This is a genomic window from Kaistella palustris DSM 21579 (assembly GCF_000422265.1).
Taxonomy (GTDB): domain Bacteria; phylum Bacteroidota; class Bacteroidia; order Flavobacteriales; family Weeksellaceae; genus Kaistella; species Kaistella palustris.
This window is the reverse complement of record NZ_KE383812.1, coordinates 476,379-489,580: the sequence shown is the minus strand read 5'-3', so window position 1 is coordinate 489,580 and position 13,202 is coordinate 476,379. Positions and strand designations below refer to the sequence as shown.

At 42.7% G+C, this 13,202-nt stretch carries 9 protein-coding genes; 5 read left to right on the top strand and 4 right to left on the bottom strand.

Going from position 1 to position 13,202, the window contains the following annotated elements:
* Positions 1-113: 113 nt before the first annotated feature.
* The 3 genes from H562_RS0112360 to H562_RS0112350 are packed head-to-tail and all read right to left on the bottom strand — an operon-like array spanning position 114 to position 2,129.
* A complete protein-coding gene (locus H562_RS0112360) occupies positions 114-317 on the bottom strand; it encodes a hypothetical protein (RefSeq protein ID WP_027377790.1) in 204 nt (67 codons plus the stop codon).
* Positions 317-949 (bottom strand): DUF3575 domain-containing protein, encoded by a 633-nt coding sequence (locus H562_RS0112355; protein WP_027377789.1) that lies wholly within the window; start codon positions 947-949, stop codon positions 317-319. The genes H562_RS0112360 and H562_RS0112355 overlap by 1 nt, the downstream gene beginning before the upstream one ends.
* 7 nt (positions 950-956) lie before the next feature.
* Positions 957-2,129 carry a thioredoxin fold domain-containing protein gene (locus tag H562_RS0112350; RefSeq protein ID WP_027377788.1) on the bottom strand — a complete coding sequence of 391 codons (1,173 nt, stop codon included), beginning with the start codon at positions 2,127-2,129 and terminating at the stop codon, positions 957-959.
* 420 nt (positions 2,130-2,549) lie between these two features.
* Between H562_RS0112350 and H562_RS0112345 the strand changes: the two genes are divergently transcribed.
* Positions 2,550-4,106 (top strand): GEVED domain-containing protein, encoded by a 1,557-nt coding sequence (locus H562_RS0112345; RefSeq protein ID WP_027377787.1) that lies wholly within the window; start codon positions 2,550-2,552, stop codon positions 4,104-4,106.
* 159 nt (positions 4,107-4,265) lie between these two features.
* Here the strand turns inward: H562_RS0112345 and H562_RS0112340 are convergent, their stop codons facing one another.
* Positions 4,266-5,939, bottom strand: coding sequence for a glutamine--tRNA ligase/YqeY domain fusion protein (locus H562_RS0112340; RefSeq protein ID WP_027377786.1), 1,674 nt, complete (start codon positions 5,937-5,939; stop codon positions 4,266-4,268).
* Between the two features lie 275 nt (positions 5,940-6,214).
* On the opposite strand from H562_RS0112340, the gene H562_RS0112335 reads away from it, so the two are divergent.
* From H562_RS0112335 to H562_RS0112320, 4 genes are all read left to right on the top strand, one after another.
* Entirely contained in the window at positions 6,215-6,928 is a 714-nt protein-coding gene (locus tag H562_RS0112335) for a DUF3575 domain-containing protein (protein WP_027377785.1), read from the top strand.
* Between the two features lie 285 nt (positions 6,929-7,213).
* Positions 7,214-7,831: a hypothetical protein gene (locus tag H562_RS15435; protein ID WP_027377784.1), complete on the top strand. Its 618-nt coding sequence runs from the start codon at positions 7,214-7,216 to the stop codon at positions 7,829-7,831.
* Positions 7,828-8,658 carry a sensor histidine kinase gene (locus tag H562_RS15105; protein WP_051190496.1) on the top strand — a complete coding sequence of 277 codons (831 nt, stop codon included), beginning with the start codon at positions 7,828-7,830 and terminating at the stop codon, positions 8,656-8,658. Before H562_RS15435 ends, H562_RS15105 begins: the two co-directional genes overlap by 4 nt.
* Before the next feature lie 330 nt (positions 8,659-8,988).
* Positions 8,989-13,200 (top strand): T9SS type B sorting domain-containing protein, encoded by a 4,212-nt coding sequence (locus tag H562_RS0112320; protein ID WP_027377783.1) that lies wholly within the window; start codon positions 8,989-8,991, stop codon positions 13,198-13,200.
* Positions 13,201-13,202 lie beyond the last annotated feature (2 nt).

Here is a 13,202-nt window from a genome sequence, read left to right as displayed (position 1 = left end):
TACATGCGGACCCGCGGCCGCGATTGCAGCGGAAATCCTTTTTGCGGCACGAAGTGGAGCAAAAAGATTGCAGCGGAAAGCGCGAAATGTCCGCCCAAAAAGATTGCAGCTTATCAGTCGAAATCGTGGTGCGTATCGTCTTTGGAATTTCGGTACACGAACCACATACCGATCGTGAGTCCGATCACGCCGGCAACTGCGGTCATAAGCGCGCGTTCGAGTTTATCGGGATTGGTGTTGCCAAGATAGTTCATCAAAAATAAGATGATGAAGGTGATTACGGCGATCACCAGATATTTTTTACTGCGGATGTTCATTATTTCAGTCTGTAAGAGATCATTACGCCACCACGGTACGGCAGGAATTCGCCACTGCGGTTGAAATCACGGGTGGGATCGAGATCGTACCGGATGCCCAATTCCTTGTGCCAGCCGCGGTAGAAACTCTGAACCGTGCCGGCGCCCAGGAATAGATCTATATTCCAGTTGTGTGCAAGCTGGAACTGGTAACCAACGACTGCTCCCAGCATCAGGGAATAACCATTCTGATAGAGGTCGCTGTTGGTATAAACCGGAGATGTTTCGGTGTATTGGAAGGGTTCATCGCCCCAGTAATTATATTTCTGGATTTTGATTCTGGCAGCCGAAATATTGGCTCCCACATACCAGTGTTTGAAGGCTTCATCAAAATAATATCGGCCGTCAAATCCTATCATATACACCTGTGCATATTTTCCCATGAATGATTTCCAGGGCGAGATGAAAACTTCTGCCTGCACCGTATATCTTTTGTTCAGCTGGTATTCCACACCCGCATTCAGCATGCCAACGGGAAGAAAAAGTGCGTTCGCTTTTATGTAAAGTTTTTTCGGAACGGTAGATGAATCGACCGTTTGCGCAGGAAGCAACGATGTAAATGCGACCGCCAGGGCGAAGATTAGTTTTCTCAAATGTAGGTTACTTTAAAGTTTTTAAAAGCTGTGTCGCCATGGTTGCATCCTTTCCCTGACTTTCCGCAAGGTTCCGGGAAATTTCAGCATACATTTTCGCATTTGCCATATTTCCGGTTTTGGAATAAAGTTTTGCAAGTATATAGGTGTTTTCGGCGGTTTCGCTTTTCATGACCGATTTTTCGGCCCATTCTTCGGCTTTCTTCAGTGCAGGCAGGTTGGAGCTGTGTTCGCTCAGGATCCACGCCGCCTTCAACAGTTCTTCGGTATCGAAGTCTTCGGACACGTTATAATACTGGAGTGCCGCAGTTTCATACTCCGCATATTTATTTACGGTAGGGTAAAAAAGAACCTTCATACGGTTAAGCGCCGTTTCGGCATTTACTTTTCCTATTAATGGCGTGGCATTTTCATAAAAATATGCATCATTGATCACGCCGGTTTTTAAATCGAGCGCGGATTCCAAAATTTTCGAGATCTTGATATTGGCATCGAACTGTTCGTAAATATCCGGAGACATCAGTTTTTCGATCTCCGCTTTTTTGGCAACAAAAGTTTTATAGTTGGCATCCTGCGGCGACTTCAGGAAATAAAGCAAAAGTCCCAGATCATCTTTTGTTAAAGGAGTGTCTTTTTTTACTTCAAAATATCTTTCAGATACTTTTTTAGCCAGATCATAATCGCTGGTAGCATACACACGCATCATATTCAGCAGAATTTCCGGATCTCTTTCACCTTTTTCAAATAGTTCTTTATAGGAGGCAGTGCGGAGTTTCGGGTCGTTGGCTTCCCTGGCGATGGTCAGAAAATCTGCTTCGCCCATATAACCGTAGTTCTGGAGCACGACTTCGCCATCACCATTCAGGAAAAGAAAACTGGGGTAGGAGCGGATGCCGTATCTCGCAGCCAAATCGCGACCTTCACCTTTTTCCATATCGAAACGCGCGTTTACAAAGTTGGCGTTGTAATATTCTTTCACCGCTGGCAGGGGAAATATGTTTTTCTCCATGAGTTTGCAGGGTCCGCACCAGGAGGCGTACGCATCGATGAAAACGAGTTTTTTTTCTTTTTTGGCTTTTGCCAGAATGTCCTGAAAGCTGGAAGTTTGAAAGTCTATGGTTTCCTGAGAAAAGATAAGTACAGAAATAAATAATATAAGGAATGAAAATAACTTTTTCATGTGTAAAAAAAATTTGATGCGAAGGTAAATATAAAAAAACACTTGCACAGACTTTAGTTCGTTTTTCTTGGAAACGGTAGTTTCATCAAAGTCATTAAACAGAAAAAAACAAGCGGTGATATCAAAAAGATAATTCCAGCTTAAGAGGCCTTTTTTATTCGGAAAATAAACCGCTTGGCTAAGCAAATAAGAATACCTGAGCAATTTCATAAACTAAAAAAATGCTAATAAAGATTCATTAAATAAATATTGCAGGAAAAATCCTGTCGTATCAACTTACGTCGGGTTGTATACTCCGAAATCCTGCGGATTACTTAATATGAAACGAACTTTACAAAACTTCACTGATAATGTATTTTATTGCGGAGTTAATTGGTTTTTTATCGCTAGTTTTGTCGGCAAATAAATAAATACAGTTTTATGAACAAATTTTTACTATCGTGCTTTTTGGCCTTAGGAATAGGTGCAAATGCACAGTTTAATTACAATGGTGATTTCGAGGATGTAGGTGCTCAGTACGGTCAGTTTGGTGGTGGTTCTGTAGAGGCTGCGGCAGCCTGTTCCGGCAGCTACGGCGGTCAAACCCTTTTTACTTCTGCAATAGCGAGCTCCGGATGGATGATCGACACCAGCGGAATTCCACAGACAAGCAACGGACAGCGTGTAAGTTTAACAGCCAGCTATAAAAAACCTGCTGGATTTGTGGGTACGATCAGTCTTGCATATTTCATCAAAGACAAAGTGACCGGAAGCTGGTCTGTATTTCCTGTGGGTACCACAGTTAGTTTAACTGCGGCAGCAGTCACTGCATGTCAGCCATTGAGTGCTTCTATTCCTGCAGGCGTTTTACAGCCAGACAGTACAATCGGTTTAGGTGTATGGATGGTGAAAGGTTCTGCCGCAGGTGCTGTATATGTAGATAATATCAACATTGAGCAGGATACGAGCGTTACCACAGTGCCGGACTGTACAGTGCTTACCGCACCGGCAGCCGGTTCTACAGTTCCAAGTGGAGCTGCATTATTCAGCTGGGCGTCTGCCCAACGTGCCATCAATTATAAACTGACCGTTGGAACTACTCCAGGTGGTACAGATGTTTATAATAATGTTGTAGCAGGAACTTCAGTAAATGTAAACCTGCCTGCAAACTCGGTGCTTTATGCCAAGTTAGTCCCTTCAAATACTATTGGTGATGCACAGGGTTGTGCTGAAATTTCATTCTCAACAAACAATCAGGTTTCCTATTGTGGACCAATCGTTTCCACTATTCCAGCGAGTACCTATCCAATTTCAGCTGTGACTTTTGCGGGTAAAGGACCGAATACGTCATCTGCAGCAGTAGGCTCACCTGCTTACGAAGATTTTACAAGCTACGTTTTCAACGCAGTTGCCGGCGCCACTTATCCGCTAACTGTAACGGGTACTGGTCTTGGTGCCAACCGTTTTGGTATGACTGTATTTATTGACTGGAACAGCAATGGTAACTTCACTGATGCCGGTGAGCAGTATTTCGTAGATCCTGCAAACTTCAAAGGTGGAACAGGCGCGACGATCACTTTGAACGGCAACATCGCAATTCCAGCGAACGCTACGGCCGGGAACAAGAGAATGAGAATCAAGTACAACTTCAGCAGTTCTACTACAGCTCTGAATCCTGCTTTGGCTGATGGCTGTTCGAATATGACCAACGGTCAGACAGAAGATTATACAATTGCACTTACGACTCCGGGAATGGCTACAGTCGGTGTAAACAAAGCAGATCTTTCTGTATACCCGAATCCTTTCCAGGATGTGTTGAAGATTTCTGATGTGAAAGGTGTACAGTCAGTTTCAGTGAGCGATGTCTCCGGAAGACAGCTCAAAACTTTGAAAGCTTCGGCTGAGCTTAATCTTTCAGAATTGAAATCAGGACTTTACATTGTAACGCTTCATATGGAAGACGGTACTGTAAAATCCTTCAAAGCGATTAAAAAATAATTTTTAAGACCTTTATATATGAAGCCGCTTCAGCAATGAGGCGGCTTTTTGTATTTATTTAATGGCGGGTATTTCCGAAAGTAATTACATTTTTAAGCAGCTATATTGGGAAAAAAAAACTCCGGAGAAATCCGAAGTCTTTAAGTTGAGTTGTAATGTTTATTCAGGTTTAAACGAATCTTTTAAAGTAACCGTGCGGTTAAATACAGGATTTTCGCCTGTAGAATCACGGTCTTTGGTGAAATAGCCGATTCTTTGGAACTGATAAGGCCGGCCCGTTTCAGCGTGCTGAAGGCTCGGTTCTGCAAATCCCTGCACGATTTTTAAGCTGTCGGGATTTAAATAATTCAGAAAATCGGTTTCTTTTTCGGCATCGGGTTGCGGCGTGGTAAAGAGCCGGTCATAAATGCGGACTTCCACCGGAAGCGCGTGTTTTGCGGAAACCCAGTGCAGGGTACCTTTTACTTTTCTTAAGCTTTCCTCCGTTCCGCTGCCGGATTTGCTTTTAGGATCGTAAGTGGCGAAGATGGTCGTTATTTCACCGTTCTCGTCTTTTTCTACGTGTTCCGCTTTGATGATGTATGCGGACTTCAGCCGTACTTCACCACCCAGTTTCAACCGGAAAAACTTCTTGTTGGCTTCTTCTTTAAAGTCTTCCCGTTCAATATAAAGTTCCCGTGAAAAAGGGATCTCCCGTGACCCTGCGTTTTCGTCTTCCGGATTATTTTCCGTGTCGAGCAATTCCTCTTCATTTTCGGGATAATTCTCGATGATCAGTTTCACGGGATCCACAACGGCCATAACACGTGTCGCTACTTTGTTGAGGTCTTCGCGCACAAAATGCTCCAGCAGTTGGATTTCGATCAGGTTTTCACGTTTTGCGACGCCCACTCTTTCGATAAAATTTTTGATCGCTGCCGGTGTATAGCCAAGTCGCCGCAAGCCCGAAATTGTCGGCATACGCGGATCATCCCAACCTGTCACGGCTTTTTCTGCGACAAGCCGCTGTAACTTCCTTTTGGAGGTGATCATATAAGTGACATTCATTCTGGCGAACTCACGCTGCTTGTTGCGCACTGTATTTTCTTCATATACCTGATCGAGGTACCAGTCATACAGCGGCCTGTGGTTTTCAAATTCCAGCGAACACAGTGAGTGCGAAACCTGTTCGATATAATCGGATTCGCCGTGCGCCCAGTCATACATGGGATAAATCTTCCATTGGTTGCCGGTCCGGTGATGCGGTCTTTTCAGAATCCGGTACATAACCGGGTCGCGCATGTTCATATTTGGCGACGACATATCGATTTTTGCACGCAGCGACATAGCACCTTCTTCAAATTCGCCGTTTTTCATTTTTTCGAAAAGCGCCAGACTTTCTTCCGCAGGTCGGTTTCGGAAAGGAGATTCAATTCCCTCTTCGAACGGGTTTTTGCGCTGCGCGGTGATTTCTTCAGATGGTTGTTCATCAACGTAGGCTTTTCCATCTTTGATCATCTGCACAGCCCACTCATAAAGCTGACCGAAATAATCGGAAGCATATACTTCTTTATCATATTCGAAACCGAGCCAGTCGATATCGGCTTTTATCGCATCTACAAATTCCTGCTCTTCCTTTTCGGGATTAGTATCATCAAAACGCAAATTTACGGGTGCATTATATTTCTGCCCCAGACCAAAGTTGATGCAGATGGCTTTCGTATGGCCAATGTGCAGATAACCATTGGGTTCGGGCGGAAATCTAAAACGCAGATTTTCTTTTTTGAAACCGTTTGCCAGATCATCTTCTATAATTTGCTCAATAAAGTTGAGGGGCTTTTTTTCTTCTTCCATTGTTGATTCTTGTAATAGGCAAATTTACTGATTGTTGCGGAAAGGAAAAACTTATTCTCACACCGATTTTCCACCCTTTAATGGTTTACTGCGCAACCGAAGAGAGTATTTATTTTATTTTTAGGTGTGAATTAATTCAAGATGATGAAATATTGTGAATATCACGTATTATTGAGTTTTTAATTATATATTTGAGCGATAATCCGGTATTTCTTTAATGTAAATATAAAATACGATGTAATGACCTAAACTAAAATTTTAAAAAACTAAAAACCATGAAAAAATTATTTTTTACCCTGCTGTTTTCGGCTGCACTTTTTTCACAGGAAACTGCACCCGAAAGAATGAACATTGTGAAAACAAATGTTACGGCTTATGCTTTCCGAAACATTAATCTCACCTACGAACGCATTATTAGCAGAAAATTTTCGGTTGCCGTAGGCTTTGGTACGGTGCCAAAAGGAAGTGCGCCTTTCAGCAAAAGCTTTACAAAAGATACCGATTTTGAGAATGCAGAGGTTTCGCTTACAAATTTTACCGTTGAACCGCGGATTTATCTGGGTTCAGGATATGGCCATGGTTTTTATATCGCGCCTTATTACCGCTACACTTCGTTCAACCTCGACCGTGTGGTGATCGATGAGGATTATGAAACCCGCACTGTTCCTTTGGCGCTCAGCGGAAAAGCCACCGGAAACAGTGGCGGTCTGATGGTTGGCGTGCAGTGGTTTTTGGGAAAAGCCAATAATTGGGTGCTGGATCTATGGCTCGTAGGTGCACACTACGGTAAAGGAACAGGAAACTTCCGCGGGAATTCTGCACAGACTTTAACCCCGGCCGAGCAGGCGGAATTACAGGACAGCATCGCAAATCTGGATATTCCGTTTGTAAAATACACGACCACTACCGATGCCGGCGGCGCGACAGTCAAGGTTGATGGTCCGTGGGCAGGGATCCGGTCGGGACTTTCGTTTGGTTATCGTTTTTAATAAAATTTTTTCAGCGGCCGTGGGAAATTAGTGAGTAATGATCATGGTGGAAACAACCTTAATTCAAATCATCTAACACAATAACAGTCTGAATGCTGGCTGTTGTTTTAGATAAATTATAAGAAAAACTTTACACAAAATATCCGGATTAAAAAAGGTGAAAACACTCAAAATTTTACTAAATTTATCCACTGCAAATGATGAGAGTTTCAGTAAAAAAGTAATTTTTTGCCAGGGAGCTGCCGCAGGTAGAAGAATTTGATCAATCGCTTAATCTGTGGCCTTATGCTTGGAACTATCCTCTTCGGTGCTTATTTCGTTACAGCAATTCTGTGTCTTATTTTCTCCGTAATACACGGTCGCAAAAGCAAAGATTATCTCTATCTCTATTTTGGGGTTGTTGTGCTTGCCGAAACAATGGCAATGAAGCCTTTCGCCGATAAAAGTTTGGTTTATACCTTGGCGACTTTCTTTTATATTGCGTATTTCACCTATTATTACGCGGTGCAGTTATCATCTCACGCTAAATTAATAATTGGAATCGGTTTGGCAACCCTCGTTTCGAGCTCGTTTTTTGTTTATAATTCCGCGCAGCCTTTTGCCTCCGAACTGGGTTTTACAATTTCGCTGTTTTATATTTTTCTATCGCTTTTATGGCTGTTAAAAGAAACCGCGCATACTGACAATGAAAACATACTGCAGAAGCAGGCGTTCTGGATCAGTGCCGCGCTTTTGGTCTGGAGCGTTATTTTTCTGTTCAGAAGTTCATTTATGTACTGGCTTGCGGAAAATGATCTTAGTTTTTTAATTGTGATAGATAAGATCTTTAAAGCCGCAGTTGTTCTCACGTATCTTGCATTTCTGGTGGGTGTCACAAGAAAAACGCCGAAAACTGCGCTATGAAAACGGTACCTCTGGAACTGAAGATCACCATTGTTATTGCCATCATGGTCGTAGTCACAGTCGTGGTTTTTCTGATTTTCATCACGGTTTTATATAACCGCCGGCAGACGCTTTTTCAAAAAGAAAGAATGCTGAAAGAAATGGAATACCGCACCCAGCTGCTGCAAAAGGAGATCGATTTTCAAAATAAAGCAAAAGAGGAGCAGGAGAGGATTTCCCACGATATGCACGACGATTTGGGCGCCGGAATATCTGCGATCAAACTTCAGGCAGAATTCATTAAACATAAGGTCAGCGATCCGGAAATTCGCAATGATGTGCAGGAACTGCTGCGGTCCTGTGCCGACCTCAGTGGTTCACTCCGACAGGTGCTGTGGAATATAAAACCCGGAAATGATCACCTGCAGGATTTTACAGATTATGTGATCCAGTACGCCCACACATTTTTCGCCAAAAGTGATATCAAGGTTTATACTTTTAAGGATGAAGTGGGGTACGACCTGATCTCCGCCGATAAGCGGCGCAACCTTTTTCTCTGCGTTAAAGAGATTTTGAACAATATTTATAAACACAGCGAAGCCGAAAACGTTACCTTACATTTTAAGCAGACAGGCCGGTCTTTTTATATTGATATTAAAGATGACGGTATTGGGTTGAAGGCGGACACCGCTTACGGAAACGGTTTGCAAAATATGCGCTCACGCATGGAAGGTGTTTGCGGTAAATTTAGCTTTCTGCCTGTGGATAAAGGTCTGCACATCTGCTTGAAGGTCGATATTGAATCGACTATAACCGAAAATGTCGGTGATCTGCACGACGATCAGTAAATCATCGTGAAACAGAACTCCCGCAGTTAGAGAATTCAGTCCGCAGATTCGTTCGAAGCCGGTGCTCAGGCGATTTTTCGGGGAAATAAATCGGAATATTTTTACCTGACAAATGTCATTCACGAAACTATTTAAACCTGTTTGGCAAATCAGCAGAATATTCTTATTTTTGCAGATTATTATGTTAAGTAAAGTTTTGCAAAAAAACGATTACATTTAACTGGTATTGAAATTGCTGCAGTTATCACGATATTCCGTGCATGTACTTTAGCATACCTCCGCTAAAAAAAACACAAATTTTGAAAAGTAACCCAAAAATTCACTGTAATTATGCAGCAGAAATTACTTTTTCTATTTTGTGCTTTAATAAATTTTTGTACCCCATTTGCCGGCCAGCAGTTTTGTGAAGGAGCAAAAATCACTGATATCTCCGGAAACGAAAATCCATTGATCGACTGCAGTTACCCGCTGACTGGCTCTTGCCTTCAGCTCACAGCAACTTATCCGGAGTTTCATAAGACCGATTCCTACACGGTTTCATCTGAAGATTTTACGCCATACGCTGCATTTAATGCAGGAACGCCGCTGCTCGCTGACGGCGACGATTCGTTTTTTACGAAAGTTGAGATCCCCTTTAATTTCTGCTTTTTCGGCCAGAATTACAGTTCGGTGATCATCGGGACCAATGGTGTAGTTTCTTTCAACACTTCACAGTTGGGAAATATCAATTATCCAAATATTGACGGGCTTAATCCCAGTGCCACTTTGCCGCGCTCGAGCATTTTCGGTGTATACAATGACATGGTTTTTTCCAGAGACAATGACTCCGAAATTTATTACAGCATCGTTGGGAGTGCTCCCTGCAGAAAACTCATCATCAACTTCTACAAAGGACGCCTGCTGGGCTGTAACGAAACTGCCACCTCGCAGATTGTTCTTTCCGAAGGTTCAAATATTATACAAGTTTTTGTAGAAAACAAACCGCTGCCCTGTTCAGCCGCGAAATTCGAGAACTCCCTCCTGGGTATCATTAATGATGACCGAACGATCGGCTATTCGCCTGAGGGAAGAAATACCGGTAAATGGGCGGCACAGAACGAAGCATGGAAATTCAGCCCGGCCGGCGCTCCGATTATGCCGCAGGTTACGTGGTTTAATTCCGCCAGCCAAAATGTCGGCAGCGGCGCCACGGTAAGTGTGTGTCCCGAAAAGAATGAAATTTACACCGTAAAAGTAAAATATCCCCTTTGTGGAAATTTCGAGTATACGCTGGAGGATACGGCAAGTGTAAGTTTTGCACCGGATTATCCCTTAGCCAGAAATTTCAATAAAATTCTATGTGGCAGCAGCACCTTCAATATAAATTTAGATGATTATGCAGGTGAACTCACGCCTCAGGATCCCAGTAACTTAATTTTCAGCTTTCACAATACGCTGGCAGAAGCCCAAAGCGGCGCCAATCCGCAACCCAAAAATCTGGAAATTACTGCCAACAAAAAGTTTTATGTTCGGGTTCAGAATCCTTCAGATCCAACCTGTTACCGAACTTCTGTTTTGAACCTGACCATGATCTCCAACAGTTTGCTTACAGACACGGTGGAAATTTGTGATGCCAATAACGATGGTGTGGAAAATAACTTTCAGCTTTCCGGGTTGAACTATAAACTTTTTAATGCGCCCATTAACGGTTCGATCCACTATTTTCTGACTGCTGCTGACGCTGCGGCCCAAACGAACGAGGTGACTGCTACTACACTTACGGCAACTACACAATTATACGTGACTTATAAAACTGCAACCTGCAGCCAGGTCTTTGGACCGATCAGCATCAGTTTTTTACCGAGTCCACTTGTAAATTCACCGATTACTTATCAGTTTACCACCTGCGATTATAAATATGATCTCCTGGAGCCTTTCGATTTTCAGGGGATTCTTGGGCCTTTGGTTACTTCAGAAGCTGATGTGGTGCTCAGCTTTTACAATACATACGGTGAAGCTGTATCGGGCGCAGGTAGCAGTATGACGCACATTAAGGAAGGAAATTACCAGATCTTTGTGCGGGTTCAGTTTCCTGGTGGCTGTTACAGTATTGCGACGGTAAACATGGAAATCACATTTACGGAAGTAGTAGCTAAAAACAAGTCGCTCTACATCTGTTTTGATGGCACCGAAGATATTTCTGTAAATTTGCAGACCGCATCTTTGGATATGTTGCTGCAGTCTCCCATAGGAATTTCGTTCGGATTTTTTAATTCTGCAGCCGATGCAGATGATAATGTAAATGAAATTTCGCCGCTCCAAACCGTTACGCTGGATGGCAGCTTTGTGACCCGAACTTTTTACGTGCGGTTTACCGATGCAACCGGTTGCTACGCCGTGAAGGAAATAAAATTTAATCTGGTACATGTCATCATTCATCAAACCCAGTTCGATGTGTGCGACTTTGATAATGACGGTTCCGAAATCTACACTCTTTCTAACCTGAGTGCCAAAATCAAAGGTCCGCAAAATGCAAGTGTCACGTACTTTGCAACCCAGGCAGATGCTGACACCAACACTAATTCAATCACAGTATTTAACGTACAGGGCAGCACCAAACTCTATGTGAGAATTGACTCTTACGGTTGCGCCCAGGTATTTGAAATCAATTTAAATCTGGTTCCCACACCGGTGGTTCAAACAACTCTTGACGTGGTAAGGAATTCAATCTGTGATAATAATAACGACGGTAATGAACCTTTTGACCTTACCGCCTTGCAGCCGCAAATCTATTCAGGCAGCGACGCGGTTACCGTACAGTTTTATCTTAATTATAACGCCACAAACAATTCTTTGTCGGGCCTGATCAGTAATCCCACGTCCTTTGTAATACCGAAAAACAGTACGGTTTATGCTAAAGTTTCCTTTGCAGGTGGCTGTTATTCCGTAAGCACCATCAATATTACCCTGAACTTTTTACCGGTAATCATTTTAAAGCCTGCTTTGCTGCAGAAATGTGATTATGATTTTAATCTTAACGAATCATTTAACCTCACCGATGCTTTACCACAGCTTTTTGCACAGGATCAGAATTCAGTTCCAATCAGTGATATTGCAATTACCTACTATAAAACTGAAAACGAAGCCAACGCCGGAATTGTCACCACGCAGATCTCTTCGCCGGTGACGACCACCAGATCCGAAGTAACTGTATGGGCGAGATTTACCTCCAAAACCACCGGCTGTTATTCTGTGGCGCCAATAAAACTTTCTACATCTAACCCACCGAAAGCGGCCAACTCCAAGATCACTGATATATGCGATGATAATCTCGATGGTCTTTATAAGGTAGATCTCACGAAATATACTGCAAACATGGTCTACACACAAAGTGCAAATCATATTTTCACTTTTTTTAAAACAAAGGCAGATGCAGATATGAATAGCAATCCAATTGCAGATCCTGCTAATTTTTCTTTTGCCTCTTTGCCGCTGAAGATCTGGGTGCGCGTTGAAAATATTCCCGGATGTTTTGATACGGCTTCTGTTGATCTGGGACCGGGAACAAAAATAACGCTCAACGGCAGTTTATATACGGTTACGAATACCTGCGATATTGGGAATGATGGTAAAGAGAATGTAGACTTGACCCAGTTTCAAAACACGATTTATGCTGGTGCAGCAACTTTTGAATATTACCCCAGCTTAATCGATTTACAGAATTCTACCAATAAGATAGCGTCGCCAAAAGCTTTCCTGTATGATGAAAATGCCGGACCTCAGAAAATTTTTGTGAAGGTGTCTGCGGCAGGATATTGCCCGGAAAAAGCGGAAATCAATCTAACATTGAAAAAAACGCCAATGTTTACATTACCGGAATATTTTTTCTGTAAAGAAAGTTCCATTGATATAAAACCGGATTTTACCAAGCTGAATATTAAGAAATTTGAATGGCTCGACCCTTCCGGGAAAATAGTTTCCACTTCAGATCAGCTTCCAAAAGTGACGGTTCCCGGCATTTATACCATTAATGTAACTGCCCAAAATGACTGTACATTCTCCACGAAGTTTACGGTTCAGTATTATGAGGTTCCTGTAATCACCGATCTGGTGGCCAGTGGAAACACAATTACTGTAATCGCCACAGGAAGTCAAAAAATCCTTTATTCGAAAGACGGCATCAACTTCAGCGAAAATAATGTATTTCCAAATCTGCCGTTTGGTGTCACCACTTTTTATGTGAAGTTTGAAGGTTCAACATGTCTTCCCGAGAAAAAAGAGGGCTTGATCCTGGACATTAAAAACGCTTTTACTCCAAACGCTGATGGTTACAACGACACCTGGATCATTGATGATCTGAATGTTTTCAACGGAAAATCGGCGAACTTAAAAGTATTCAACCGCTATCAGCAGAAAGTTTTCGAACAGGACAGTTCAACGCGGTTTGTTTGGGACGGAACCACGCTGTCGCGCGTTGTAAATACCGATAGCTATTGGTATATTATCACTTTACCGGATGGCAGGACTTATACAGGTTGGGTTTTAGTTAAAGACAGAAACTAAAA

What these genes read in the sequence shown, in the direction of transcription:
- H562_RS0112360 (WP_027377790.1), bottom strand. Translation starts at nt 317, where the DNA reads ATGAACATCCGCAGTAAAAAATATCTGGTGATCGCCGTAATCACCTTC.
- H562_RS0112350 (WP_027377788.1), bottom strand. Translation starts at nt 2,129, where the DNA reads ATGAAAAAGTTATTTTCATTCCTTATATTATTTATTTCTGTACTTATC.
- H562_RS0112345 (WP_027377787.1), top strand. Translation starts at nt 2,550, where the DNA reads ATGAACAAATTTTTACTATCGTGCTTTTTGGCCTTAGGAATAGGTGCA.
- H562_RS0112340 (WP_027377786.1), bottom strand. Translation starts at nt 5,939, where the DNA reads ATGGAAGAAGAAAAAAAGCCCCTCAACTTTATTGAGCAAATTATAGAA.
- H562_RS0112335 (WP_027377785.1), top strand. Translation starts at nt 6,215, where the DNA reads ATGAAAAAATTATTTTTTACCCTGCTGTTTTCGGCTGCACTTTTTTCA.
- H562_RS15435 (WP_027377784.1), top strand. Translation starts at nt 7,214, where the DNA reads ATGCTTGGAACTATCCTCTTCGGTGCTTATTTCGTTACAGCAATTCTG.
- H562_RS15105 (WP_051190496.1), top strand. Translation starts at nt 7,828, where the DNA reads ATGAAAACGGTACCTCTGGAACTGAAGATCACCATTGTTATTGCCATC.
- H562_RS0112320 (WP_027377783.1), top strand. Translation starts at nt 8,989, where the DNA reads ATGCAGCAGAAATTACTTTTTCTATTTTGTGCTTTAATAAATTTTTGT.